Source organism: Rossellomorea sp. DA94, assembly GCF_029834455.1.
GTDB classification, from domain to species: Bacteria; Bacillota; Bacilli; order Bacillales; family Bacillaceae_B; genus Rossellomorea; species Rossellomorea vietnamensis.
In genome coordinates this window covers 827,615-854,153 of sequence record NZ_CP122397.1, presented here as the reverse complement: position 1 = coordinate 854,153, position 26,539 = coordinate 827,615, and the positions used below count along the sequence as shown (strand labels likewise).

The window sequence follows — 26,539 nt, the reverse complement described above, 5'->3', positions numbered from 1 at the left end:
AGTGAGCCAAGGGACCTGTCCCCCCTGCCCCCACTCAAACCAAACCAACAGAACCGTCCCCCTGCTTCATCCATCCCCCACGAAACCGCCCAAACTCCCTCACAAACTCCAACTTCACCGTCCCCACCGGCCCATTCCGGTTCTTCGCAATCTTCACTTCCACTTCCTGTCCGTTCTTCGAATCCGGATAATAATAATCATCCCGGTACAGAAACAACACCACATCCGCATCCTGCTCGATATTCCCCGAGTCACGCAGATCCGACAGCCTCGGCCGCTTGTCATCCCTGGACTCCACTCCCCTCGATAACTGGGACAACAGAATGATCGGAATCCCAAACTCCTTCGCCATCCCCTTCAGCTGCTTCGTAATATGCCCAATCGCCAGATCATGCCGGTCAAACCGCTCCTTCACCGTGATCAGCTGCAGGTAATCAATCACCACAAGAAATGGCTCCGTCGGGTACTCCCGCTTCAGATTCATAATCCGCTGTCTCATCTCAGGCAACGTAATCATCCCATTCTGCGAGAGTTCAAGCTTCGCCTTATACACCGCATTCATCGCCCCGTGCATCCTCGGCATCTCGTCCTTCGTCAAATACTTATAGGGATTCTGCCATTTCATCATGTTAATATCCGTGATACTCGAAAGAAGTCTCTGCATGATCTGCCTCGAACTCATCTCTAAGGAAAACACCATGCTCACCCCTTTCTCCCTCGTGCATTCCCACGCAAGCTGGATGGCAAAGGCCGTCTTCCCCATGGAGGGTCTCGCCGCCATGATGATGAGCTCCCCTTCCTTCCACCCTCCCGTCAGTGCATTCAGGCTCTCGAATCCCGTCGAGACACCGGGAAGTCCATCCCTCTCCATGTAAAGAGATTCATAGAGATCCATGATGATGTCATCCTTCGTTTCCTCGTCGGTGATCGTATTCGTATGCATGTCAATGAGTGCTTTGTAGAGGCCCTGTGCGGATTCCGGGGTGTAGGCGTTCAGGAAGTGATGGGCCGAACTCTTGATGAGGCTCAGTTCGTAATACTTCAGGACAATCTGTTCATACTGCTCGATGTTCACCGTCGTCGGGCAGTAGTTGGCAAGGGCCAGGAGAAACTGGACCCCACCCACATTCTCAATGTCATCCCCAAGCTCCTCCAACAGCATCACCAGATTAATCTCCAGCCGCTTCTTCTGCAGCCCTCTCATCGCTTTAAAAATGAGGCGGTTCCTCACCAGGCTAAAATGCTTCTCCTCCAAGGTCAGTGTATCCAACACATCCGCATCCAGGAGAACCGCTCCAATGATCATGCTCTCCGCTTCATGCAACTCCCGAAGCAGCTGTTCCTCATGCCCATGGTGGTGCAGGTCGTGTCCATTCATTTCCTCGTTCATCCTCAATTCGAATCGCTCCTTCTTTTTCCCACGCTTCCATGGTTTCTAGTATCGTCGTTTCCTCCACCGGCTGTTCATACAACTCAGCGATGGTCGGCATGTACGGACTCACTTTTATATGAGCTTCAATCCGCCTCTTCACCCCGTCATACTCACAGTCCTTCAGATGGCGAAACCAGATGATCGCCGTATCACGACTGAGCAGCCGGTGAGGATAAGCACCCTTGATCATCTTCACCAGCTCCCTGAACTCACCCGACGTCATGCCTCCGTCACAATCTCCTCAAGCCCATCTAAGAAGTCATCCATGTCCTGCATCGATTCCCGGGGAGTGATATACGCCTCAAGGGCCTTCTCCAAATACTTCGGACTATTGATCGTCAGCTTCGGATTGATGCTCTGCTGTCTGTCAAACTCCTCATCCATGAACACAATCAGCTCCTCCGTCGACAACTCGCTCAAGCTGATCCGCTCCATCGCCACATAATCCATCGGCGTCAAGATAAGTCCTCTCTCCCTCCTGCCAATGAAATGCCCGATCAGCGCCTGCAGCCTCTCTTCCTCCTTAGTGCCGTTAAGGTTGGTGGTGGTCTCCTTCTCTTCTTTCTCTAAGTTCTTAAGTCTGTTTGCAGGTTCTCTCCGCACCCCATTCACATCCTTTTCGCCGCACGAAGACCCTCCGGAACCAGCCCCATCATCAGGCTGGTCACCACCGGATTCCTCACGTTCCTCTTCCTTCTTAGACATCCCCATCCAACTCAAATACTCCCCACAGGCGAAATCCTTCGTCGGCCGGAGCGTAAACACATACCCATGCTCATACTTCTCCGCCTTCAACCATCCGTCTCTCTCCAACCGCTTAATCGAACGCTGAATCCGCGAATGCGAATACTCATCAATCTTCTTCCCATTATAGAACCACAGATCCTCCCGCAGCTTCCGGAGCGAACGCACATACTGCCTCTCCCCAAGCACCACACCGCCAACCTGAACCCCGCCTTGATACGTCGCATTCAACAGAATCAACACATACAACCGAAGATCCTCCGGGTGATGAAACGTCTCCTTATCCAACATACCTGTCTCAAGCTTTCTCCATCCATTCATTACAATCACTCCTATTTCGTTTTGGTTTCACCCTTTATATAGGGAGATGGGAGTGAAAGGGACACCCTATAAATAAATTTTTTATAAAAAAAACATTCGGGTGGGATCCGAATGTTTGAAGGAGGACATATGAACTTAATGAATACGCCATTTAATGGCATGAAAACCCTTGAACTTTCATCCATATAAATTAGACTTAAAGTTATGACCATTAGAGAGGAGGACCTTATTTGGAAAAGAAGACATTCACATTCAAGCTGTCTGATGAAGGATATTATGAGCTCCTCAAATACATGCCTTACTTTAGAAAAGTTTACTTCTTTGGAATCATAGGAGTGGTCGTGATCTCCGCAGGTTTATTCTTGTCTTTGTATAATTCATTTCAAGAATCAACTAGTACATCTTCCCAACTGATATTCGCACATATATTGCAAGTGATGTTCCCAGCTCTATTAGCGTTCGGTATATCCCTGGTGGTACTCCTGGTGTTTTATCTTTATTTCCGTTTCAGAATCAATGTTTTCCTGAAGAAATCAGCCCGACGTTTAAGAGAGAAATACCAGCCAGCAAACGATGAGGAATATATGATTGTGTTTCATCAGGATCAAGATGCCTTCTTACTCGGAGATCAACAACATAGGATTGGTCAGAATTTAAAAGTAGTATCTACTTCTAGACATCTTCTTTTTTATGATGGGGAGGGGAAGTTTCAGAATAAGTTTTATATGCCTAAGCATGGGGATAAGGAACATGAGGAAGATGTAGCGTACATTGCTGATTACTTGGAGAAATCATCAGAGGTACAGTATAAAGTGAAGTAAAAAACACCGATGAATGTTCAAATGTATTAGACAGGAATGAGAATTTAGTGCCCCATTTCAATCCAATAATTTTGTTTAGGAAGTATGTTCTTTGAATAGAAATCAAGGCTTAATATACAAGTTATTTATAAAATTTTGTATATTAAGCCTAATAAATTCTTATTTGATTTTAGCGACCGATTTGAGGACAATGCCTGGTTCTTGTCTCCGTGATTATTTCAGTAAGATTCAACCTTTTTACATTTTCCACATGGAAAGGAATGAGAATAATTGTCTGCTTTCTGACCTTTATATTCAAATAGAATCAAGTCTCTCTCTCCTAATTAAAGTTTTTTAAATATTAAATCAGAGTTTCCATGTATTAAATGTCTGCTTTTCCATGTGTTTGAAATTATTTGGATTTTTTTCCGAAAATAATAACTTATAATGTTCATGCTTATCTTTTCCTGTTTTAAGACAACATTTTTTATATTTTTCACCAGAATTACATACACAGGAATCATTTCTACCTAAGCCTTTATATTCTTCATTTAAATCTCTGCTGACATTAATTTCCCATTTTTCGTAGGGGTTTGTCCAATTTCTCATTAAATTCTCAAGCATAGCGTAGTTATATTCTTTACCCTCAATGAAGAGAACAGCATACTTATCAAAAGGATTAGTAACTATTGCAATTCCATGAAACTTTATGTCTTCAGCACTTCGAAAACATTGTTCACCGTTATATATCTCACCTACTTCGTGACCACAAGAATTTCTTAGGGTAATAACCTGACTACAAATTGAGCATCTCCAAGTCTTTACAGTAGATTCTCTACTACTGAAATACTGATAAGGAAATAGCATTTTTAATTGAATAATAATTTGTTCTATAAATTCTAGGTTATATATATTCCCGCTATAATCAAAATGCTTTCGAAGAAAGTATAATTCAATGTCTGCACGATCTAATTCGCACCATGCTTTATAAAATTCTTTATCAACTAGTTGTTTATAAATAGTTAAAAAATGTTTCTTCACTTTATAAACCTGTTCTAAACACCAAATATTTTTAGCCTCTTGTTGGTCTCCATGTTTTACTGCTGTTATTTTTAATTCAGCTAGTTCATCTAATATATCCGTTCTTAATTCTGTTCCTTTAAAATCCTGTAAATACTCAGAAATTTGTAGACTATCCATAATAACTCACCTTCTATTTAGTTATTAAATTGGTTAGCAGCTTTAATAGTTTCCTCAAACTTATCTGCATCTCCTTCATAAGAGATACTCTTAGACTTATCTCTATCTACAACAGTCAATTTAACTTTTACTTTCAGTTTAGTTTTCCGTCCTTGGATTTTTCGATCAAGATAATTTGTAATCAAGCCAATTGCAATAGGTAATACCGCATCATTAACTATCATGTCAGCTAGATTAATTAAATCAGCATGTAATTCAAGCTCTGCGTAGTCTTCATCTGAAATACTAATTTCACCGACCAACTTATCTCCTTCATAATCCTTTATGAACTTATAAAATTCCATAGTTTGCTCTGGAAAAACTGGGCTATCAAAATTTCTAAACCCCTCATACGGTAATAATAATAAATTGGCTCTTTTTAAATCTTCCTCATATTTTTTAGGGAAATAAGGTTTATTATAAATTTTCTCAAAGTTCAAATCACTTTCAGTTATTACTAATTCATTTACTTTTTCACTATCATGTATCATTTTGTTCGCTCCTTTTTTCTTCTTATTTTGGAATGTACTCTTAAACAATCTAATCATTTGTTGAATACAAGTTAACAGGACTTTTAAACTAGACTGCTTCATTTAAGTGAAACCCTTAAATATCAGTATTAATCACACTTAAATTATACCAGAAAATAACAGGAAGCGGACGAAATACCTAAATTTTTCCAAGCTTTTGCACATAATAAAGTATACTACGCAATATAAGAGTCACTCCACATGGCTCCTTTGTTTCCCAGCTCGATTTCACCTAATAGCATGAAAAGCATAAAAACAACATTCGGATGGGGATCCGAATGTTGTAGTACAAAACCAAATTCTAAGCCATTGCTAATTTTGATTGAAAGAAAGTTTGTCTCTCATATATTCCTACTACTAATAAATTCTAATTGTTCATCTTTTATATCAGAAGATCTAATTACATAATTCTTAAAATCAACAACTAAACTATCTAGCAAGATATTATATTCATTTTTAATATCTCTATTAGCATCAATGAGGTTCTGAATCTCTCTATCAACAGTTGTTATATTAGTTCTTCTATTTCTTAGAGATATTAAATCATGTTTCCCAACTCTAAATTGTTCAAAAGCTTCTATTGTGTCTATTAAAGCTCTGTAGTGATCATCTCTTATTAACAATGTATTCTGACCTACTCTTCTTTTTGTTTCATACAATTGAAGAGCAAAAGACTGCATATGTAAATTACTAGCATGATTCCATAAGTTATCAGCCTCATACTTCAAGTCGTATAAACTTGCCCACAATTCATTATACAGCTTAAATTGATATTCTGAGTATCTTGCTAAATCTAATAAATCATTCTTGTGATTTTCAATTTCTTTTTGATAATTCATTTTGACTTCTTCCAACTTCTTATTTAGATCGCTTTTTACACCTTCAAGCTGGTTCTGATGTACATTCTTTATAACTTCGAGTAATTTATTATTTCTATGTTTATGAGTCTCTGAGAGAATATTTTTAAGAATTGCAGGAAAGATTTTAAGTATTCCGAGAGTTACAAATACAGCACCTAAAGTTGAAAAGAAAGAACTCATCATCTTTTTACCCCCGCTCTTCCCTATGTTTCTCAAAAGACTGCTTTATCAAAGCCATGGCATCATCAATATCATTAAAATTTGATACACCAACTTCAATGTCACCATTTCCCCATCTACCAATATTGGTTACATCTCTACAAAGACCTTTTGGATCAAATATTTCGTCAAAAGCCATATTTATACTTAGTCTGAGTCGGCTCTTCTGCGGTACAATATCAACAAAGTTAGTAGTAGTTTTATAAGCAATATAGAGCTTTTTATATTCTTCCCTTACCGACGTATCTAAGTTACATATTCTCTTTCTTAATTGCTCAAACAGTTCAAGAATCTCTCCTGTTAATTCAGGATAATCATTGATTGTATAAGCAATATTGTCTTTTTCATTTGGTTTTTTCTTATACTCTGCCAACACTTCATTTGAAAGTACTGGGTAGTTCCAAACTGAAACAGCTTTTTCAGCTAGCCTCTTGCCTCTGCTTATTATTTCTTGTTCATTCCATTCTTCAAGCCGGCCTAAACCTGTATTTAACCGTAAAGGACTATCTGCAAATCCACCTTCTATATCTCTTTTTAATTTGAATGGTCGATCACTTAGTTCAGAGTTATACCTTGTAAGGGTTAGATTCCCTAATGTATGAAGATAGGTCTTTTGAATGTCCTCCCAATTTTCACCTAGCTGGTCTCTCCACTCATATGACAAGTTTTTATTTTGAGGCATTATATGTTCAATCGTATATGATTCAATATCCACAATTTCTTTTCTATTTTCGTTTTCAAGTTTTCTCAATATATAGTTACGATTTCTAAAGTTATAGATATCTTTTACTTTCAACTCCCTCGCAAATTCTTCATTGTCCGGAAACCTTTTATATGAGTCTTTAAGTGTAAAGACTGCCTGTACACTCTCAACATACTTATTTTTATTTACTTCCTTGCTCAGTGTTGAGAATGTTTTATTAAGTGAATTAGTAGGGATACCACATATTGCTCTACGAAACACATAAGATTCCACTAATTTTAATATTGCTATAAAATCAGCCTTCGACAAAATTTGTTTATGGTAATCATCATAAACTTCAAGTAAAAAAGGATATGAGACATCGACCTTTAACGAGTTAATATCCTTTAAAATATCATTTATTTCCTTTTCCTTTTCTGTTTGAAAAGCTAACCGAACAAAATACTTAGAGTATTCATAGATATCTTTTAGAATGGCTTCAATGTCTGACTCTTGTTGTTTAGCAGCGTATTCTTTAAAGGCAGAGTATACCTTTTTAATATTAGGAATACGACCGGTTTTTAACGTTAAATAATCACGCATAAATCTATCAAATATTGAAGATTCGTTATGATTTCCAAACCCCTTTTCCATTGGATACCAATAACTCTTATAAAGCACTTCTTGTTCCTTTGGCTCAAGTTTCATTAAAACATAATTACGAATTAAATCGGCTTGAGACAATTCCAGTCCTGTAGAGTTAAGACTTTCAAATATTAATTGTGGATTGTCATGATCCCGGTCAAGTGAAATATCAACAACAATAAGCTTATTTATCCCATGATAAAGTGCATTTAGATTAATATCACTTTTATATATTTGATCAATAAAAAATTGAAAGTTTTCATAGACTCTTATTGAATAATTTTCAGGCAAATCTCTTTCTTCAATTAGACTTAACAACGTTTCTTTATCCGACTTGGTTAATAAAAGTTTATGGTATAGGTCATCTTCTTCGTCATTATTTACTAAGTATCTGTTCTTGATCTTTTTACTGGTAACTTCATGAGTTTCTTCACTTTGTTTAATCGCTTTGCCAAGTGCTAACAACAATAAGGTTAATGTTGTCATGCGCTGTTGTCCATCAATTACAAGTAATTGAGGTACAGCTGAAATTTGGTATAAACCCTTTTCAATATATACTACTGAACCCACGAAGTGTCCCATTATTTCATCATCATTTGAAGCCCGAACAATGTCATTCCAAAGCTGTTTGCATTGCTCCAAAGTCCAGCTATATTTCCGCTGATAAATCGGAATAATAAATTGTTTGGGACCTTGAAGAAATTTCAAAAAGTTAGTTTCAGAAGCTTTCATTTTCACATCACCCTTTGTAAGAATCTATCTCCCATAATTTTAGCAAATTCATCACCATGATTTCTGAATTTTTTTATAAATAAGTATGAATCTATTGATTCAATTCTGCTTTACTCCCTACTAATTTTCTAAAAACAAAAAGAAGCCATCCAATGTGACTTCTCTAAATTCCATCTAAACATATAAGCAAAAATTATCTATAGGATAATTAGTTGGTCTAATCCTACAAGTGATTTTGCTAATTTAATTAAACGTTAGATTTATCTTTTATAAGGTCATTTAACCTTCTTACATAGACATCCTTGTACTTTATTGCATTCTTTCCAATAGAGCAATAATAGGGGTGAGGTAGCCTGGATGCTATTGGATATTGCAACTTCCCTTCTTTCTTCATCTGTTTCAGTGTCATTTCCACCCTTTGACTTAAAGGGACAATGACCTTAGGTTCTACGATATCCATTTCCTCTATAAATGAATCAGTAAAGATAGTCTGTAACGATCCAGGTAAATCATAATAGTTTAGATTTTTATTATTTTTCACAAAACCAAACCATGATATGTTAGTCATATATACACCTTTGTAGTACGTTTCGCTTCCCAACTCATCGATAATTGACTTTATAAATTGCGCACTCAGTTCTTTATCCCTCTTATCAATGTTTGAAATCAGCTGAGAAACTGAGTCAAAATCAAGAAAAGGTATCCCTGTCTTTCCAGCACCATTTCTTCCTGGATTAATTCCACAGAGTACTACTCTTGCCTTTTGATTAGAATAAACTGTTTTATAGTATCTACTTACCAATTCGAAATTTTTGTAAAATCCGTCTAGTACCGTTATCTTTTCACGTCCTAAAGTCTCCCTTATTTCTAAATCACTTTGCATATTCTCAAAAAATTTGTAATGTAGTTGAAGAATTCTCTCCATATAACAACCCCCAATATATCCCATATAAATCTATCATTCTATAAAAACAGTAAATACCCTTTTTATTCCTTGTATTGGAATTTCTGTAGGTTTATGATTAGCTTAAAATTATTTCGAGTCACTCAAAAGGGGGAGTTAAATATGAAGGAAGAAATACTAATGTTGAAAATTCATAATGGTCTTAAGGATGGGAAGGACTATTACGAAGCAACACGGGGAAACTGGAAAATTAACAAGGATAGATTCACTCAAATTAAATATGTAGTTGGTATTAATCGCGGTAAAGTGGTTTGTGCATATGAACCTAACAATTGGTTAATTGTCGAGGAGGGGACTGATGCCGGAAGAAAACGATTCTACGGAAAAGCGGTTAGTTCCGAATTGTTAAAGACTTTCCAAGATAATGAGGAAATTCTATTAAAAAAGTTTGGTACAGGGCAAGCAGTCGCTTATAGTTATATGAACGCTATTGCAGTTGCGACAGTTTGAGGATAACTTAAGCAAGGGCAGATTGTAGTTGTCTTTCGTTTAGTCATTAATAAAGGAGACCCGAAATGAAATCGGGTCTCCTTTACTCATATGTATTTCAACTATAGACACTCTCCTTAATTACCTTAAAAGCCTGGGCAGGATGCTTTTGTAAAACACCCAAAGAAACAGTATTCAACAATTCACCATTCTGCAAAACTTCAATCCGCTCCTGAGAAGTATTCAACAAAACCTCCATATGCCCAATCTGATAAGCCAAAACCTTCCGGGCCCGATCCACCGAAACATCATCCAAACTAGTAAACACCCTACTAGTCAATCGTCTCAACATCCGCCAAAGCTTAATCTCCTCACCAGACTTCATAAACAACTCCGGAAGCTCCTCAGACTGCTCCAGCAATGCCATCGTCGTCAGCATATGAGACTGTATTCCGTATCCAACAGGTCGAATCACCTGCTTCAAGGCTTGCCAACTCTCCACTACAAACCTCACCTTTCCGTCATTAACCTTTATATCCTCAACTCTTCCATAATACTGAATCCCATTCTCAGGACCTGCCTCACTACTCACTTCACTCGTCACATACAAAGCAACATATAAACTCTCCTGCCAACCTCTCTTCAAAGACGAAGAGTCCAACTCAAAATACTTGTCCCTCTTATACTCTTGATAATCCGACCTGTCATTCACCGTTCCAACAAGCACCTTCTCATCCAAAGAAGACTCCCAATGCTTCCAAGCACCAGTAGGCAAAACACCCTCCTCCTGCAGATCCTCAGGATTACTTTCCACTAATCGATCCACTAATGTCTCCACCAGGACAGTAGAATTCGGCAAAAACGGCAGACCCCCAATATTCACCTCATCAATACTTTTATAAAAAGGATGATCTACATAAGCCTGCTCTTCATTCCACGGAAACAGCACATACGCACCAAACGAATACCGCTCATAGCTATCCCTCTCATGATGCTTCTTCACCAATGCATCACGGTATCGATGCATCGTATTAATATCCTCTTCTAACGGACCAACCTTTTCAGCCTGATCATTTCCGAAACCGAAATCAATCCGATATTTCGCATCAAACACATAATGATAGCGATTATGAGAATACTTCTTCTCCACCTCAAGCATAATATCAGGCTTCTGCGTAACAGTAGGTACCTTACCTTCTCTCTTTTGAAAAGAAAGGACAATCCGCTCCCCAGTTTGAGGATGGGTAAACACCTGCTTCGCATTCGAAGTTTGATCCAGATCAACAAATAATGCGCCATGACGAATTGCCACAACGTCCTGGTATTCAGGCACATACTTCGCTCGTAATATCTGCCCCATCTTCAAGTACGTCCAATACTCATAAAGCGTCGCGACATCCTTCACCGACATTTTGAATAGCTCACCCTCAAGCATCAATCCTCTAGTCAACACAAGGTATATCTTATAAGCGTCCCGATAACCGATCTTTCGCTGAATCACCATGCTTGTAACCGTTCGATCCACGCTGCTGATACCTTTCCAAAATGGTTTATTCAAATAAGCCTTTAAGGTACCTTGCATTCGTGTCACCTTGAGCAGTAGTTCTTCATCTACCTTCCGCTCATATCTACCTGATTGACTACTTACCTTAGCAGCAAGATCCGATAGCTTATGAATAAGCCGCTCCATCATCCACTTCACAAATCGGTTCTCTAACGTATCATAGGTAATTGTTTTTCTAGCATTTAACCCTTTCACAGGAAAAACAGGCTTATCGTGTAGCACTAGTCCATTGTCAGCTTCCATAAACAACTGAGGATTGCTTCGTAAATGCTTACGTCCCTTGCTATCCAACCTCTTAATTCGTTCCCCTCTCACCATCTGATGCTCCGTCAGCAGCTGGTGATGAGGCTGTTCCTCAATCCGTTGAATCGACTTGATAAAGCTCTGAAAATAGAACTCTATCAACCGATAAAACTCCGCCAAAGAAGGATTCTCCGATAAATGATTAGAAGCCCCGAGAAACGTCTTCTTAATAAAATGAAAAGCAAGATTATACACTTCATCATTTACTTCCTCTAGTAGCTTCCGATAATCATCCTTATAGCTTAATTTCGTTGGGAAAATCTCAAGCTTCACTTCGAGCAAGGTCTTCTCATAATGCTTAATTGAAAAGCTCGTGTAGCCCACTTCATTCATAAACTGCAAATTCCCCATAAGTATCGGATTGCTCCCTCTACCTACTGGTTGAACCGCATCTCTCAAACCTGGATGCTCATGATAAAAGTTCAAGTTTTTATCCGTTTTAGGTGATATCACAATCTGATATACACCATTCTCAAAGAAAATAGGAGAGAAAGACTGCCCCTGCACTTCTTCAAGGGAATCCGTTGACACACCATACAATTCAACCGATCGAACGCTCTCACCACTGTAGGTAAAAGTCATAGCTTCCTTCTTAAGAGCAGAATGCTTCCGATACTGTGATAAACTCTCGAACCTCGCATTATACGGCGTTCCCTTGATATAAAGGGAGAAATCATCAGTCTCAATATACAGCAGCTCTTTCGGTTCCAATCCACTCATCCTTAGTTATCCCAGAAGGAAGTAAAGCCATCATGCATGATTTTCGGAATCATATTAGACAGCTTTTCGGCTGATTTTGAAAAACGTGCTTCTTTCACGATCGGTCCTGCATTCATTTCATCCCACTCATGACTTGTACAGAATAGGAATAGCTTCTTTAAAGCTTCCTCCGTTTTCAGATCATTCCCTGTTAATCTTGGAAGAATCTTTTGAAGTAATTGATAATCAAAAGCGTCGTCAAACTCCATCAGCTGTCCTTCATTGTTATAAATCATATAAAAACAGACTTCATCACGTACCCGGTAGCCGAAATGAGCCTTGATCGGTTCCAATATTGTATTTACTTCAACAAGCAACCCAGTAACCTTTCTCACCAGATCCTCATGATCAAAGAAAGCATCTTTCAAATTCAGAAACCTTCCAGCCATTTGTTGATTGTCTATAGCCACTGGTTCAGCAATCGATTCCCTTGTTAAAAACCCAAAATGATCTAACACCACGTCATTATATTCAATAGTATTTGCCCGATCTAATACCTTCGGACTGAACGGATGAGTTGTCTCGTCCATATTCACTGTGCCAATAAAGTAGAAATTATCTCGTAAAAGAAGTCTTCCTACCTCCTCTTCCACCACAACAGGAGCAGATACCATCTCCCCCTCCTGCCGATCTCGACTTTCCATCACACTCAACAAGTCACTAAAATAGTATTCTACTCGTGCTAGATTCATCTCATCCAACAGCAAGAAATAAGGCTTATCAAGGTTTTCAGGCTGATTCGCTTCCATCAATACTTTTGTTAATGGTCCTGCCTGGAACTCTCCTTTAATATCCCGATATCCAATTAGATCGGATCCGTCACTCCAGTCAGGTCGAACGGGGATCAGGGCAAACTGTCCATTTTTCGCAGTAGCACCAAGACTTTCAGCGAGCAACTGAACAATCTTCGTTTTACCAGTCCCTGAAATACCGGATAGAATAACGAAGGGTTTTGTCTTTAGAGAAAGGTATAAGTTGATGATCTCTTTGCGATCATAATAGTATCCTTTAGCAGAAATATAATTATGGATATGATCAATTAGTTCATCATCACTTTGAAACTCGTCTTGGATTTCCTTTACTTCAGGGAGAACATCATCTGTTTCGTCTTGAGTATTAGAATACTCTATGTATCTCTCATAATAAGTAATCATGCTTTCTAAATCGTCCAATAGTTCTCCTTCAGAAGGCATGTCATCTTTTCGGTATTCTATGTACGCAGCAGTCGATAAAGCATATCCCTTCGCTTTATTTGACTCTCCCAGATATAAATCATTATCCTTCTTTACCGAAGTCTTCATATCTACATGATCGCGGATTTCCTGCTTACGCTTCAACATTTCTTCTCTTGTCGTTTCCGTTACTCCCTGTGCCAACGTTGAATAAACTCTACTCATATCTTCACTGAATAAATAAACGATATAATAGCCTCTTTGAGTAGAAGTTGTAATAGCTTTATTCATAATGGCAATCCAAGGAACAGACGCCCAATTTCCTTGGCCAACAGAGCCTGTAACGACATATTGTTCATTTAAACAATCAAGCTGCTTGAACTCTTTAGGGACATCGCTTCTTACATATGATCCAAGCTCATTCCCTCCAAATGGTTGGGCCTTCGCTTGAACGTAGTTATTCATGATATATAAGAATTTTTCACGTATCGCCGTCTTCACAATAGGATGCTCCTTTGGTGTATTGACTTGAATGTTCGGGGTGTACTCATCATCAATTAAATCTACATATTGAAGCCACTTGAGAAGATTCGTAGTTCTTTCTCTCGCTACACTATCCACCATCAGATTATCGCCAAGTGAATTTCTTACAATTAGTTTTCCTACCTCAATCAATGCTCTCTTTTTTTCGATTGGGGTATGGTCATTTAATAAGCCCAATATTTCAATCGCGATTCTAAAATATTCTTTATGTAAAATCTGTTCCCTTAATAGCTCTATCTTGTTTGATGATTGAATGTATTCTTCGAAGAGTTTTTCATTTTGATGTTGATCCTTATCCAGGAATCCTAACAATCTTAAGTCCTGCCGTGCTCTTGACGTGATTCGATACTCATTACCCTTATGTTGTTTACTTAATCTATCAGGTTGATACGTACCCTCAATAACCTTCTCTAAAAAGGCCGTAATTTTATGGATCTGCTCATTCGGCAAATCATCTGTTTTGAACTCAATGAACGAAATGGCAGTCTTTTGTCCTTTCTCCACTATCTTTACAAAAGGCAGCTTTGAGAAGAAAGACATAATAAAAGAAGTTCTCCCCTTCGTTTTAACAAAGTCCTCTTTAGAAGCTACTCGTTTTGAGGAAAACTCTCCCCACGCTTGTTGTAGAAACTCAAAGGAAATGGATTCAATTGAAGTATTTTTTTCTCCACGTTTAAACTTCTCCAATGATGACTCGGTCTCTACATAAATCCCTTTTTCATCTATTTTTTTAATGTAGTTCCTCTTCTTTAACAATAAGGTTTCTATCATGTTTGTTTGTTTTGCCAATGCTTTTATGATTTCTATTATCATAGCTGTCTCCTAAATAGTCATTTTCTATAGTTTATCACAATTATTTCCATGTAATAAAAAAGCCTTCCAGCATATGCACAGAAGTCTTAAATAACTTTATTTCGGTTCCAAATTAAAACGAATTGATTTAAATCGTTTTCCCTATAGTGATTCTCTCTTTTAATTTCTCACCTTAACGAGAGGATATTCGACCTAAATCATCGAATCAATCCTGTCCATCAACTTAAAAGATTCTCTAAAAACCCACCACACTTCTTCATTTTCTCTTTCCGCACTACTTCAACTCCTTCAATTAATGAACCATTAGTCAAAGTATGACTGATCTCTAATAGATCAGTCAGCTTCCCCCCCTTCTCCAAATTCATTTCAGATGCGATTCACTCATCAGTCTCTTCATAGTTCTTTTCTTTCAGATGCGATTCACTCATCAGTCTCTTCATAGTTCTTTTCTTTCAGATACTTTAGGAAAACAACTCTCTATAAAGCATACTGGCCTTTATGTCATGTACCTGCCCCGGGCTTTGTAGGGTATTGAGAACTGAGGGTCAGACACCTTTTTCTAAATAAACTAGTTCTTAAAGGTTGACTAGTATTTTTAAAAGTTATATAAATAATATAGGGGCTGGATTCGGTTGAAACTGTTTGATGCTCAGTTTTAAAAAAGGCATCAAAAGTCGCGGGATTTTATCCAAATGCGTAAGTAGTTAATTTGCCAATCTGGCCTCTACCTAACCAAACTTTTCAATCCTCTTTTTCTTCTTGCTTCATATATGGAATAAAACCACACTTTCTCTCTAATTCCAGTTTTTGTGATTTCTCTTTTTCTTAATAAGACCACTTTTATAATAGCTGGAAATCTATAGTTAAAAATACATTGAGCTTTTATCACTAACTTATCTAATATTATTTTATTTTTAGTTTCGTTATCTTTAAAATATTTGGCATCTATGGTTTCAAACTCAGTTGCATTTTCAATTATTTCCCTTACTAAAGGTAATAATATTAAGGATTGAGTAATTCTAGCTTTGTCTCTCTTCTTTCTGGTTATATGTCTCCATCCTATCCGAGTGAATTCAATTTTATTATCCAATTCTGAGCATTTTGAACTTAACTTTCTTGTTGCCAAGTGTCGATATAAATCTTTTGCACTTGTTTTTAGTGATTGATCTTTTAAGAAGTCTTGTAAACCATTATTATTAATAACTAATTCAGGAATCTTATATTTATCCATATTTTTTGAAATTAGATTTCTAATTTTTAGTCTCGCACTACTATTAAAGTAGTTTTTCTCTTTACAGAATAATTCTTCTCCCGTGTTATCATAACTTTCACTACTTTTCAAATCTATCCACCATGCTTTTTTATTTGAATTTGTTACGACCATTATCGCTGGTCCAAATACATTATCCCAAACCCTTTTATATCTCTTTAAATCTTCTTTTGAGATATTTTGAACCCTAAAAGATTCTTTTAAATTCTTAGGAAAATAACTATCTCCACCTTTACATTGAACATAAATTACATCAATAATATTTCCGTTCTCTCTCCACACTATAACTCCATCAAAACCATTATCAATTCTATGTGGAAATTCAATAAACTCTCCTCTGAAATTTTCTCTTACAACTTCAGCAACTTTATTTAAACATTTCACTTCTGATTCAGTACGTTGCTCTTTTCCACTCATTAAATCACCTCAAAATTAACATTTCTTTTTTAGATGTTAGAATAAATAATAGAAAAATACACAATGATCCTTCAAGACGTACTTTATTTAGGTTTGGTTTCTTTTTTCTTTAAAAGGCCAATTGTGCCACTATTTCTTACTACTTTCTTAACATTATCTTCGTTTTGCTCCTGTTTCAGAATGTTATTAAATTAGATGTTGATTAATTCTCTTTCATTCCTTGAAATTTCTCATATGAATTGTATATATATTTGCATTACCTTTTTAATAATTTTCTAATTCATATCACAAAATCTAAATAGTATATTCTATTTTATAAAAAAATAGACAGTAATTTCTCACCACCCTATTTAGCATAATGATAATGGCCTTTTATAGATAAAAATCATACTTTGCCAACTTCTTCTTTACTTCTCCATCATCAGGCTTTAGCCTAAGCGCATATTTAAAATACCCCCTAGCTTTTTCGTACTCTCTCTTCTGCTCATATGCTAGACCTAATTTTTTTACTACAACCCACACACCCGGTGTCTCTTGATTTATAGCCTCTAGTATTTCAATTGCATTATCTTCTTGATTACAAAGACCATAACATATAGCTAAACGGTAGCGATAATCTATAGAGTGGGGTTGCTGCTGAACTAATTGTTGATAAAGTTTCTGAGCTTCTTCGAATTTTTTGATTGCGAATAAGATTCTTGCTTTCAATTCCTTTAACGAGGTTGCAAAATTTTCTCTTCTTGTTTCTTCAACTGTGTTTACATTAATATTATTTATTGTTTTTAAAGCTTCAAAACGACGATCTGTTTTAAAGTAAACATATGCTAACTGTAGAAGTAAGTCAGGATACACACGATCATTTGCAATTTCTGTTTGGAGAATCTTTTCTGCAAGCTTGAACTTACCTAACTTACAATTAGTGATTGCTAATTCTAGAGCATCTCTTTTTTCAACAAGAGTAGATCTTGGTACATGCTTTTCTGTTGTTTCTTGCTGTAGGTGTTTTTCTACAGCTCTTTTAAAATCATATCTTAGCTCAGTGATTGTCTGATATCTTTCATCTGAATTACGGGCTAAGGATTTTAGAATTACTTGCTCCATGCATTCAGGAATTGATTTATTTAATTCTCTTGGACGTGGGAATGGCTTATTATGAATGACATCAAGAAATGTATCATGCGGTGTTTGCCCAGTTAGGAATTGATACAGAATAGCTCCTAGTGAATATATATCCGAATTAAGAAACCTTTCCTTTGAGTTAGCTACCTCTGGAGCTATATACGCATATGTACCTGCTCCATCGATTGTCTTTACAAAGATATCTTCAATTAAACGACTTGTCCCAAAGTCTGTAATTTTTACTTGCTCGTCTTTAATTAATATATTATCAGGCTTAATATCTCCGTGAGCTATCTTCAAATCATGCATGAATTCTAAGCCATCTAAAATCCTCTCAAAGATTTCATATACTGTTTGAAAGGTTCGAAGAGATGATATACCAGTACTTGTTAACTCTTGGGATAAGGGATGACCTTCGAAATATTCCATCTCAATAATAAAATATCCGTCAACACGGCCCATATCATATATTTGAATAAGGTTAGGATGTGAAAGACCCTTTATCTTTAACCCCTCTGCTAATACCTTATCTCCCTTTTCCTGACTTTTAGGTATCTTTAGAGCTACTGTTTGACTATCATCACGCCGAACAGCACGCCACACTTGACCAAAAGTCCCTTCACTTACATACTCTTGTAATACATACTTTTCCCCTAGTTCCATATCCCTTTTTAAATCTAATATATATCGTTTTCGTACCATCTACTTCACCTGAATCCATTTATTGATCGTTAATTTCTCTTTGTTACCTTTAGCGACAGCTTGATACACCAAATAATCACTTTCAAATGAATTTATCCCGTTAATATAAGTCCCATTTGATAAACGAAAACCTTCATCAAAAATAGAAATATATTTATCGATATCCTTTGGTACTATTCCACTGTGAGACCAATATACAAATAATATAATAGGGAGATTACCACCAAGCTGATGGTAGGCAATCAATAGATTTTCTATCTTTTCCCTTAATTTATTATTTTTAGCTACAGAATTCTCAAATCTTTCAAATTCTGAAACCAATACTGGCTTTAGACCTTCTTTGTTATACCAAATTGAATCAGGTCGAACTTCACGAGTTATACTATGCCCAAAACTTTCACTAATAGGGTACACAGGATACTCTGAGACCGCTGTATATCCGTCTAACCGTCTCCCTATCTCTGTGATATAGTTTAATCCAGTAGAATGAACAGTCTCTGAATAATCTCTCATTCCTGAAACCGAAAGCATTGGAAACCAAGTATCACGAATCTCACCGTTTTTAAACTCTTGGATAATCCACTCTTTTATTTTTTCCTTATCCATTAAAGATTCCCCATTCTTTAACAACTTCTGGTGACTGACCACCATGAACAAGGGCTTTTGTCCCGACCTTTACCAGTAAGGGTGCTGGAATAGAACGACCAGTAAGCAATGCTTCTCCTGTAGATAATGCAGGTAATTCGTCAATATCAGCTTTTGTAAGCATATCTGAAGTTTTAGTTATAAAACGTTGATCATCTGGGTTTTTCAAACGCATAGTAATAATAGTGTTACACTGTGAAGTAACATCAGCATCTAACTTAGATGGACGTTGAGAGACAATCGCAAAACCAACTCCAAATTTTCTTCCTTCTGCTGCAATTTTCTTTATGATTTTCTTTGAAATGGTTGGAGTACCAGCAGGTGCGTAGTTATGTCCTTCTTCATAAACTAAGAAACACGGACGAATTGGTCGCTGTTTATCTGCAGCAGCACGCATAATTTCACTAGACACTAAAGCTGTTACAATTTGTTTCGCATCGTCCGATATCCCTTGTAAATCTACTATAATTAATCGGCCATTTTTTTCATTCATTTCACCAATTAAATTATATATATCGGTAGGTTCTCCAATTGCCCTAGTGTAGAAGCTTTTAGCTTCATTAATAACTCGTTTTAACTTCATGGATGCGACAGCAGCACTCCTACCATTCAAAGCACGTGATTCAGCATCTGAAAGATCATCCCAACTTTTTAGCTCTTCTAAATCGCCGGACAACAATTCACGCAAATCTTTAATATCCCTTGGTGGATGTGGATACTTGAATTTCCAGTAGCGAAGCGCCACATCCAGTACCCGCTGCTGAGGTTCCGTTAGACCCGGTAAAATTTCTTCAAAGTCATCCATCTCAAAACGGTCAAACTGTAAAGCGAGATGATTGTTTTTTCCAGCATATTTGTAATCAAATTCTTCCATTTGTGGGGTATATACTTTAATCCCACCACCAGCTTCTTGCAGCTTCTTTAGTCTTTCTTGAATAAAAAGGATACTATCCTTTTCTTTCGGATCCTCAATATGTTCTAAATCACTGTTGAAATGAACAGTTCCTTTTTCAAAAGCCTTCCCATATTCTCCATGAGTGTCAAACACCACTACTGTTCCGTTCATTTGTGCAACTAATCTTTCAATAATACGTCCTACTGTATATGACTTACCTGATCCAGTCATCGCTAATACAGCTAAGTGTTCCGTTACTAGTTTATTTACGTCCATATAAACTGGTACTATATTTTCTCCACGTTCGTATCCAATTAGGTTTCCAATTGCAATGCTTTTGTTCTCATCAAATTGATAAAATTTAGCAAGAAATTCATAATCGACTCCCAAAACTTTACTGCCGGGATCAAGAGGTCTTCTCGGAATCCGAATTTGACCAGTCCTAGCCTCTTTGTATCCTACAAGATCGATTGCTCCAAAAAGTGTTTCCCCAGTCATTTGTGTTCCGGGGAGTAATTCAATGGAATTTAATCCATCTCCCATTTCGCTATTATAAAGAATGTTACTCCTAGATATGGATGTAATGCGACCAAGAACATATGTCACTTCTTCATCTTCTCGTTCTTGGTGAGCTATCTTAACAAATTCCCCACGTCTTGCAACAAAGCTATCGTGAAGAATCATTTTTAGATCGTTCGGATTTCCTGTATTTCCAATTAACTTACCAATATACTTATCTTGGCTCATAATTCATCCTCCCCAAACAAATCAACTTCCTCGGTCCATACACCTTCTACATTTTCATTTTTAATCATTTCTTGTGCTTGTGACTTATAATACTGAATGATTGTCCCCGTTTTAATAGCCTTTAATCCGTGACTTGCATACCAAAGTGGAAGAGGTAATGCTTTTAATTGATCAATTGTATATAATGAAATCAAATCAGAGGTTAGCTCATCGACTGATCCAGTTTTCCAGTCTTCTTTATGCCCAATCGCTTCAACCAAAAGAGGCATTGTTCTCATACCTGCACGAAAATGAAAATTTATTACCCCAAGTTCTCTAACAAATTGTGGTTCTAACCGATTTTCTGAAGTTAAAAGGTCAAATTCATAGGCAGCTGTTCTTGTTCTTCTTGTTAATACTCCATTTAATAATTTCTTTACACCGACTTTTTTTATCTTATCAAGAGAGGTACTAAGAGATGAAAGTTCTTGTGTATCTAAGGTATCAATCATATATTTATCTGTATGTTCAGAAGTTAATCCATAGAAAACAGAACCAAAACGCTTTGTGCTAACTGAAACAATTTTTACACCGCTAGAGTTAAAAGGATAAATCTCATGTTTATGGTCTTTCCAAAATTGCTCAATTCTCGTTTTACAAGAGATATAGTCAAAGTGAAGCTCTTCATAGGACTCTAACGGCGCATCGCTTCGTTCTAGTATTAAAGGTGTATCTACGATTACAAGCTCAGGTCTATTGGTTTCATTTAGTAACTCTTCTAACAAATCATACATCTGATTTATATGAACAAATTTTAACTTTTGGGTTACATCAACATCATCCGCTTCATCAATATCCACTAAACTATCTTGATAGGTTTGATATACTACTCCGTCTTGAATTGAAAGATCTTGACGAAGCGTACCTGCACTATAAAGAATTCCACCAAAAGCAGGGATGGTTTTACTCTCAGTAGCAATTCCTGTAACGTTTAGAGTTAATGGGATCTTCTTAGTGACCGTTCGAATTACACCACTATTGCGAAGTTTTGGGGCTATTTGATCAATAAAACGCATTTTAGAACCCAGTTTGGCGACTGTACTCGGTAAACCCAATTGTACCTTTGCAACTAAACTATTCGCGATGGATATATCTCTTTTCTTATTTCCATGCTCCATCGTTACGCCTCCATCTCTTTATCTCTCGAACAAATGGTATATATCCTTTAAGATTAATATATTTCTTTCCCTCATCTGTTATTGAACCAGAATCCCCTAAAAGTCTTTGGTCTATCAACTGTTGAATCAATTCTAAAGTTTTATTATTCGATATGTTTACCTTAAAGTAGTTGCTCAATTGCCCTGATACTTTTGTTAGCTCAAATATTTTAGCTGAAGCTAGGATCAGTATATATTCATGAACCGGGCTAAGTATAAATGATTCTTGAATTTTAGTGGGTTCTTCATTTTTATTTTCTTTTAGTAATTCTAAAAACAGATTTTTACATATATCTTGTTTGGACATTAAACGATAATCAAGTAGTGGAACTGTTGTTAATGTGACACATCCACTTCCCGAATGTTCATTGTGATGAATGGCTACAGTCTCACCACTATCAAGTTTCCACTTTGATCTATTATTAGTTTTAATTGATTCATGAACAGGAAGACTATTAAATGAAGAGGTTTCAATTCCATCTACTGATAGCTCACCATTTAGCTGAAGCAATGAAGCAATGTCCATTTGATGAAAAGGAGGGGAAACAATAAGTTGATTACCCCATTGTCTCCACCATTTATTTAATGTTTGCAACTCCACTACCGATAGTTTCAATATGATAATAGCTGGAATAACGCAAATGCCCGACATTAATTCATTAATGTTTCGTTCGTCAACACTTATCCAGCTCTTTAGCATTTTATATTCCGTTCTTTTTGTAAACTTCTGAACGATTTGGATGTTCATTAGTTCAACACCACTTTTGTTTTAATTAGGCCGAAGTTTTCGAGTTCTTCCTTTTCTCGCGGATAACTACTCCAATCAATATCAGCTTTACTCTTTACAACATCTTTAAAAAATTCAAAACGAACAAATTCAGCATTCTTATCCTTAAAGAATCGTCTACCGTCTTCATCTAATTGTTCCATCTTCTTGTTTACAGCTGCTATTGTTTGTTCATAGCTGTTCTCTTTGATTGCTGCCCCTATTTCCGGCTGATATGGTAATTCACGCTGAACTCGGTAAATAAAGTTGACTGAATCAATTAATTCTTGATCATAGTATCCATCGCGAATTTTCCTCATCGAGCCTTCAATTTGATTAAGCATTGAAATTAAAGATGTAATGTTATTTTTGTGTTCTTGTAATAACCTCTCACTATATTCAATGAGTTGAATTGGGTTACTTTTTTGTGCAAGATAGTAAGCATCTATTTGCTCATCAAATCCTGCTTCAAGGAACATCTGGATTTCTTGATAATTTGTCTCCAGTTGGTCAGACTGAACTCTTTGTTTTACTTCATTAGGTGCTGACTCAAAATAAGATAACCATTTCTGAACGATTGGCTGATTCTCAATAAAATAATCTACAACTTGTTTAAACTTCTCAAACATTTCGTCGTAACGACCAGAGATCCCGCTACGATCTTTCCATTCAACTTGATTTTGCCCTTCCTTTTTCAAACCTATCTCACTAATCATTGTGTTCAATCTATCTATTGCTTCTTTGTAGTTAGCCAACCATAAATGGTGCGCTAGGCTATCTGATTGAGCAACCATCGTTTCGCGCTTTGAAGATTTTATATAATCCTTAGCATATTCGATTTCTGTTTGATAGCGTTCTAATGCATTGGTAAACTCTATAATTGGTAAAACAAAATCCTGATAAGTACTCTTAGATTTTATCGATTCAAGCTTTTCCTTCAATTTGGTCAGTATATTTTTTTGTAAGGTCGAAATATATTCATGGAATAATTGGACGAGCCTTAGCTTTTTCCAAATAGGCATATCATTGTCTTGAATATTTAAAGTACTAATGATTCGTTCATTAAATGGTATTGAATTCCATTGTTCTTCATCAAAAATAAAGTTACACTCTGTATGGAAAGTTTGTATTAGCCTTAGTTGTTCCTTCCAAGTGTCAATTGGATTAACTGTATCAACCTGTAATGAAGAAAGATTAATCTCCTTTAGCACTTCGTTAATTAAATCTAAACGACCTCGATATTTATCATCTTTTAGTATTCCGAGTCTATTCTTATCTATGGTTTGTTTAAATTCATCAACTAATTTGTCATACTCTTCATCACGCCACTTTTGAACTTTATCACGTTGAAATTCTAATGTAGCTTTTATTACATTTTGAGCATGAGTGCCACCTTGAACCTCAATGACTTTTAAATCTTGCAGAAAGTAAACCCATTGCTCAACGATTTTAACTGGTTTGATCGTATCGACAGAACTAAAAAAGAATGTACTTTGAATATCCTTCAAAACACGTCGAGTATTTCCTAAATAAGTTAACAAAGCAGCAAATGTTACAGGCACTTGAACTTCATAGTCATCTTCATTGGTTTTTATAAATAGCTTAGCACCTTCATATCCATCTTTATCTAGCTTAGCTCGTACTTCTGTTGCTTTTAAGACTTGGCAAAATCTATTATATTTTTCACTCTCAGGGAATTTCACCCCTTGTTTAATACCTAATTCTGTAGAAGTTGCACCATGAATTAACATCTTAGTGTACCCTTCAGCTAATAAAGGTAGGTTATCTTCTTCTGCCTTTGTAAAAATTAAAGGTCTTAATACATAGCCTTGCTGATCAATTTGCTCAAACCAAGCTCTTGAAACTTTTGCAATTTCATCACGTAATGCTCTAATCTTTGCCTTAAAAGGCGTAGCTAGTTGATGAGCAACTGGTCGAATATCCATGATTTCACGGTCAACAGATAATACTTCTAATACATTCTTTTGTAAATTTGTTACTTGAAAAAACATTACACATCTACCTGCTAGTGGATAGTCCCGCTTGAACTTGTTAATATCAATTTCTGTATCAGCTGTAGACGATAAAATAAAAATTGGATGTACACCAATATCAAGGAGATTACTTTCTGCTAGATCATTTAATTTTTCTAATCGACTAGCCCAAATGACATCTACAACCTTTTTAGGATGTACTCCTAGGTGTATGTCCCGTTCGACATGACTCCTGAATCCACACATCTGTCCCTTAATTTTAATTGTTTCGGTAGATGGATAATCTTGTTCTAGTGATCGAATAAACCCTAAAACCGTTCTTTCTATATCTTTTCCATAATCTTTTGTTCGCTCTTTTAGCAACTGCTGTAATTCTTGATCCTTTTCATCTAATAACAAGTAATTTGCAATACCTGTTTGTGCAGCATACCGACGATTCAAACGCTCAAGAAAAGCAAAGTTTGGACCAATAAACGTTTCTTTTAAAACTTGGTCTTTTTGTTGTTCAAAATAACTAAATAAAATCTCAGCTGCATCGACGACCTCATCTTTTGGATAAAGTGTTCTAACTTGTGCAAGAAAAGTTTCCCTTTCTTTTCCGATGATAAAATAATTATCTGGTGCTTTAATAGAAAATGTTTGTAAACTACGAATTAAAACATCTAGGCTAAACTTCTCACCTGTTGACTCATTTACAAAGAAATGGTCAACATCTGGGCGATATTTATTACTTACAAGATAAAATCCCAGATCACTTTTTGTAAGTGGAATAGCAATAAATTCTTTAAATAAAGGAATTCCTTGAAGATTTTTTGCTGATAATAATACTTGTTGCTCTTGTTCAGTATATTCCTTTTTCGGAACCGGTAATTGACGTAATAATGCCTTTTTCAGCAACGGTTGATGCACAGGACTTGAATCAATATAATCAAGTTGCGAAATATCAATTAAACTGTCTTTAAAACGCGGTAATGATTGAGAAAGATCTAGTAATATTTGTCCCGCTTCAGCTTCAGGATGATTGTCTAAATATTGATCACAATGAGCCATAATAACATTAAGCCAACCAAAGTTCCCTGCAGCAATTGTATAAGACGCTTCAACTAACCCTTCAGGATATTGACGGATTTTCCCTTCCTTTTGCAAAGATTCGATGTAATCAGAGATATCCGCGAACGAATTTTGTGTCATCTCTAGCTTATCTCCACGACGATCTAATGCTTCCAATGACTTAATTTGATCACCAATTGCTGGAGAGCATAGTAATATAAACGAAACATTAGGATGCCTAGAGCGGCTATCTTCATGCTTAATGGCAGACGTAATCACTTTTATCGCTTCACCATCTAGTTTCTTTTTTCGCTCTTCATTGTTTTCATGTATTTCATCTCTAAATAATTCATATTCCGATTCCACTTCATCAACGATAATATGTAAGTGATCAATTGAAAATTCACTTAAATACTTCATTCCTTCTTGGACAAGCTTATCTAAGAGTGGGATATCTTCTCCTAATAATTTTTCTGGAGAGTGTTGTCCTTTTCCAATAACCTCAGCTAATCTTTGAGGTGAAAAACCCAGAGGAATTAGATTACTTTGTAAATGTTTAATAATACTCCCCTGAATTGTTGCCTCTACATTTTGATTTGCAAGTTTTGATAGAGCAATATATGCTCCATATCCCACCCAATTATCTCCATACAGATAATCTTCATTCATTTGTTCATAGCGAATATAAATTGGTAATATACGATCTGCAAAATCTTCTTTTAAAAGCCTGACTTCCTCTAAATCTCCATCACTATTTCGAATCGTCCAACCTTTATCAATTCCAAGTACTTCGCTTATGAGTTCATAGCCAATCCTTGATTTACCAATACCCCATTTAGCAATTAGTGTAAAAATACGAGACATTGGTGCATCTTTGATGTCACTTAAAAAATTCTGATATGCTTGAAAAAACTCATGTTGTCCAACCATTGGCTGTAACACAGGAAAGGTAGAAACCCCATCTTTTAACCAAACTGATTTTTTCAT

General features: G+C 36.4%; 19 protein-coding genes. 2 read left to right on the top strand and 17 right to left on the bottom strand.

Going from position 1 to position 26,539, the window contains the following annotated elements; genetic code table 11:
* Positions 1–34: 34 nt before the first annotated feature.
* From P8596_RS04475 to P8596_RS04465, 3 genes are read right to left on the bottom strand one after another with little or no spacing between them, the layout of a single operon-like run.
* On the bottom strand, positions 35–1,378 hold the full coding sequence (locus P8596_RS04475) for a replicative DNA helicase (protein ID WP_279726112.1): 1,344 nt from the start codon (positions 1,376–1,378) through the stop codon (positions 35–37).
* Complete coding sequence (locus tag P8596_RS04470; RefSeq protein ID WP_279726111.1) at positions 1,344–1,655, bottom strand: replicative helicase loader/inhibitor; 312 nt, start codon at positions 1,653–1,655, stop codon at positions 1,344–1,346. Before P8596_RS04470 ends, P8596_RS04475 begins: the two co-directional genes overlap by 35 nt.
* Positions 1,652–2,497, bottom strand: a complete 846-nt coding sequence (locus P8596_RS04465; RefSeq protein WP_279726109.1) for a hypothetical protein — start codon at positions 2,495–2,497, stop codon at positions 1,652–1,654. The genes P8596_RS04470 and P8596_RS04465 overlap by 4 nt, the downstream gene beginning before the upstream one ends.
* Positions 2,498–2,727: 230 nt before the next feature.
* Here P8596_RS04465 and P8596_RS04460 point away from each other — a divergent pair, with 230 nt between their 5' ends.
* Entirely contained in the window at positions 2,728–3,318 is a 591-nt protein-coding gene (locus tag P8596_RS04460) for a hypothetical protein (protein WP_279726107.1), read from the top strand.
* 345 nt (positions 3,319–3,663) lie between these two features.
* Here P8596_RS04460 and P8596_RS04455 read toward each other — a convergent pair whose 3' ends face one another.
* The 5 genes from P8596_RS04455 to P8596_RS04435 all read right to left on the bottom strand — a co-directional run bounded on the left by P8596_RS04455 (position 3,664) and on the right by P8596_RS04435 (position 9,129).
* Positions 3,664–4,497 carry a YecA family protein gene (locus P8596_RS04455; RefSeq protein ID WP_279726105.1) on the bottom strand — a complete coding sequence of 278 codons (834 nt, stop codon included), beginning with the start codon at positions 4,495–4,497 and terminating at the stop codon, positions 3,664–3,666.
* A gap of 17 nt (positions 4,498–4,514) precedes the next feature.
* Entirely contained in the window at positions 4,515–5,027 is a 513-nt protein-coding gene (locus tag P8596_RS04450) for a hypothetical protein (RefSeq protein ID WP_279726104.1), read from the bottom strand.
* A 380-nt stretch (positions 5,028–5,407) separates the two neighbouring features.
* A complete protein-coding gene (locus P8596_RS04445; RefSeq protein ID WP_279726103.1) occupies positions 5,408–6,109 on the bottom strand; it encodes a hypothetical protein in 702 nt (233 codons plus the stop codon).
* 4 nt (positions 6,110–6,113) lie between these two features.
* Positions 6,114–8,204, bottom strand: a complete 2,091-nt coding sequence (locus P8596_RS04440) for a GmrSD restriction endonuclease domain-containing protein (protein ID WP_279726102.1) — start codon at positions 8,202–8,204, stop codon at positions 6,114–6,116.
* A 247-nt stretch (positions 8,205–8,451) separates the two neighbouring features.
* The gene (locus P8596_RS04435; protein WP_279726101.1) at positions 8,452–9,129 is read right to left on the bottom strand and encodes a uracil-DNA glycosylase family protein; all 678 of its coding nucleotides are present in this window, start codon (positions 9,127–9,129) and stop codon (positions 8,452–8,454) included.
* 141 nt (positions 9,130–9,270) lie between these two features.
* On the opposite strand from P8596_RS04435, the gene P8596_RS04430 reads away from it, so the two are divergent.
* The gene (locus tag P8596_RS04430; protein ID WP_279726100.1) at positions 9,271–9,618 is read left to right on the top strand and encodes a hypothetical protein; all 348 of its coding nucleotides are present in this window, start codon (positions 9,271–9,273) and stop codon (positions 9,616–9,618) included.
* Between the two features lie 97 nt (positions 9,619–9,715).
* On the opposite strand, the gene P8596_RS04425 is transcribed toward P8596_RS04430, so the two are convergent.
* The 9 genes from P8596_RS04425 to P8596_RS04385 form a co-directional block, all read right to left on the bottom strand.
* The gene (locus P8596_RS04425) at positions 9,716–12,184 is read right to left on the bottom strand and encodes a DUF2357 domain-containing protein (RefSeq protein WP_279726099.1); all 2,469 of its coding nucleotides are present in this window, start codon (positions 12,182–12,184) and stop codon (positions 9,716–9,718) included.
* A gap of 2 nt (positions 12,185–12,186) precedes the next feature.
* Entirely contained in the window at positions 12,187–14,751 is a 2,565-nt protein-coding gene (locus tag P8596_RS04420; RefSeq protein ID WP_279726098.1) for an MrcB family domain-containing protein, read from the bottom strand.
* Positions 14,752–15,475: 724 nt separating this feature from the next.
* Positions 15,476–16,438, bottom strand: coding sequence for a DUF4365 domain-containing protein (locus tag P8596_RS04415; protein ID WP_279726096.1), 963 nt, complete (start codon positions 16,436–16,438; stop codon positions 15,476–15,478).
* A 372-nt stretch (positions 16,439–16,810) separates the two neighbouring features.
* Positions 16,811–18,259 carry a serine/threonine-protein kinase gene (locus P8596_RS04410; protein WP_279726095.1) on the bottom strand — a complete coding sequence of 483 codons (1,449 nt, stop codon included), beginning with the start codon at positions 18,257–18,259 and terminating at the stop codon, positions 16,811–16,813.
* Positions 18,260–18,865 (bottom strand): hypothetical protein, encoded by a 606-nt coding sequence (locus tag P8596_RS04405; protein ID WP_279726094.1) that lies wholly within the window; start codon positions 18,863–18,865, stop codon positions 18,260–18,262.
* Positions 18,858–20,546 carry a helicase HerA domain-containing protein gene (locus tag P8596_RS04400; RefSeq protein WP_279726093.1) on the bottom strand — a complete coding sequence of 563 codons (1,689 nt, stop codon included), beginning with the start codon at positions 20,544–20,546 and terminating at the stop codon, positions 18,858–18,860. Before P8596_RS04400 ends, P8596_RS04405 begins: the two co-directional genes overlap by 8 nt.
* Positions 20,543–21,703, bottom strand: coding sequence for a hypothetical protein (locus P8596_RS04395; RefSeq protein WP_279726091.1), 1,161 nt, complete (start codon positions 21,701–21,703; stop codon positions 20,543–20,545). Before P8596_RS04395 ends, P8596_RS04400 begins: the two co-directional genes overlap by 4 nt.
* On the bottom strand, positions 21,687–22,490 hold the full coding sequence (locus tag P8596_RS04390) for a hypothetical protein (RefSeq protein WP_279726090.1): 804 nt from the start codon (positions 22,488–22,490) through the stop codon (positions 21,687–21,689). The genes P8596_RS04395 and P8596_RS04390 overlap by 17 nt, the downstream gene beginning before the upstream one ends.
* Positions 22,490–26,539, bottom strand: coding sequence for a hypothetical protein (locus tag P8596_RS04385; RefSeq protein WP_279726089.1), 4,050 nt, complete (start codon positions 26,537–26,539; stop codon positions 22,490–22,492). The genes P8596_RS04390 and P8596_RS04385 overlap by 1 nt, the downstream gene beginning before the upstream one ends.

What these genes read in the sequence shown, in the direction of transcription:
- P8596_RS04430 (WP_279726100.1), top strand. Translation starts at nt 9,271, where the DNA reads ATGAAGGAAGAAATACTAATGTTGAAAATTCATAATGGTCTTAAGGAT.
- P8596_RS04390 (WP_279726090.1), bottom strand. Translation starts at nt 22,490, where the DNA reads ATGAACATCCAAATCGTTCAGAAGTTTACAAAAAGAACGGAATATAAA.
- P8596_RS04395 (WP_279726091.1), bottom strand. Translation starts at nt 21,703, where the DNA reads ATGGAGCATGGAAATAAGAAAAGAGATATATCCATCGCGAATAGTTTA.
- P8596_RS04405 (WP_279726094.1), bottom strand. Translation starts at nt 18,865, where the DNA reads ATGGATAAGGAAAAAATAAAAGAGTGGATTATCCAAGAGTTTAAAAAC.
- P8596_RS04420 (WP_279726098.1), bottom strand. Translation starts at nt 14,751, where the DNA reads ATGATAATAGAAATCATAAAAGCATTGGCAAAACAAACAAACATGATA.
- P8596_RS04470 (WP_279726111.1), bottom strand. Translation starts at nt 1,655, where the DNA reads ATGACGTCGGGTGAGTTCAGGGAGCTGGTGAAGATGATCAAGGGTGCT.
- P8596_RS04415 (WP_279726096.1), bottom strand. Translation starts at nt 16,438, where the DNA reads ATGAGTGGAAAAGAGCAACGTACTGAATCAGAAGTGAAATGTTTAAAT.
- P8596_RS04410 (WP_279726095.1), bottom strand. Translation starts at nt 18,259, where the DNA reads ATGGTACGAAAACGATATATATTAGATTTAAAAAGGGATATGGAACTA.
- P8596_RS04475 (WP_279726112.1), bottom strand. Translation starts at nt 1,378, where the DNA reads ATGAATGGACACGACCTGCACCACCATGGGCATGAGGAACAGCTGCTT.
- P8596_RS04400 (WP_279726093.1), bottom strand. Translation starts at nt 20,546, where the DNA reads ATGAGCCAAGATAAGTATATTGGTAAGTTAATTGGAAATACAGGAAAT.
- P8596_RS04425 (WP_279726099.1), bottom strand. Translation starts at nt 12,184, where the DNA reads ATGAGTGGATTGGAACCGAAAGAGCTGCTGTATATTGAGACTGATGAT.
- P8596_RS04450 (WP_279726104.1), bottom strand. Translation starts at nt 5,027, where the DNA reads ATGATACATGATAGTGAAAAAGTAAATGAATTAGTAATAACTGAAAGT.
- P8596_RS04465 (WP_279726109.1), bottom strand. Translation starts at nt 2,497, where the DNA reads ATGAATGGATGGAGAAAGCTTGAGACAGGTATGTTGGATAAGGAGACG.
- P8596_RS04440 (WP_279726102.1), bottom strand. Translation starts at nt 8,204, where the DNA reads ATGAAAGCTTCTGAAACTAACTTTTTGAAATTTCTTCAAGGTCCCAAA.
- P8596_RS04445 (WP_279726103.1), bottom strand. Translation starts at nt 6,109, where the DNA reads ATGATGAGTTCTTTCTTTTCAACTTTAGGTGCTGTATTTGTAACTCTC.
- P8596_RS04455 (WP_279726105.1), bottom strand. Translation starts at nt 4,497, where the DNA reads ATGGATAGTCTACAAATTTCTGAGTATTTACAGGATTTTAAAGGAACA.
- P8596_RS04435 (WP_279726101.1), bottom strand. Translation starts at nt 9,129, where the DNA reads ATGGAGAGAATTCTTCAACTACATTACAAATTTTTTGAGAATATGCAA.
- P8596_RS04385 (WP_279726089.1), bottom strand. Translation starts at nt 26,539, where the DNA reads ATGAAAAAATCAGTTTGGTTAAAAGATGGGGTTTCTACCTTTCCTGTG.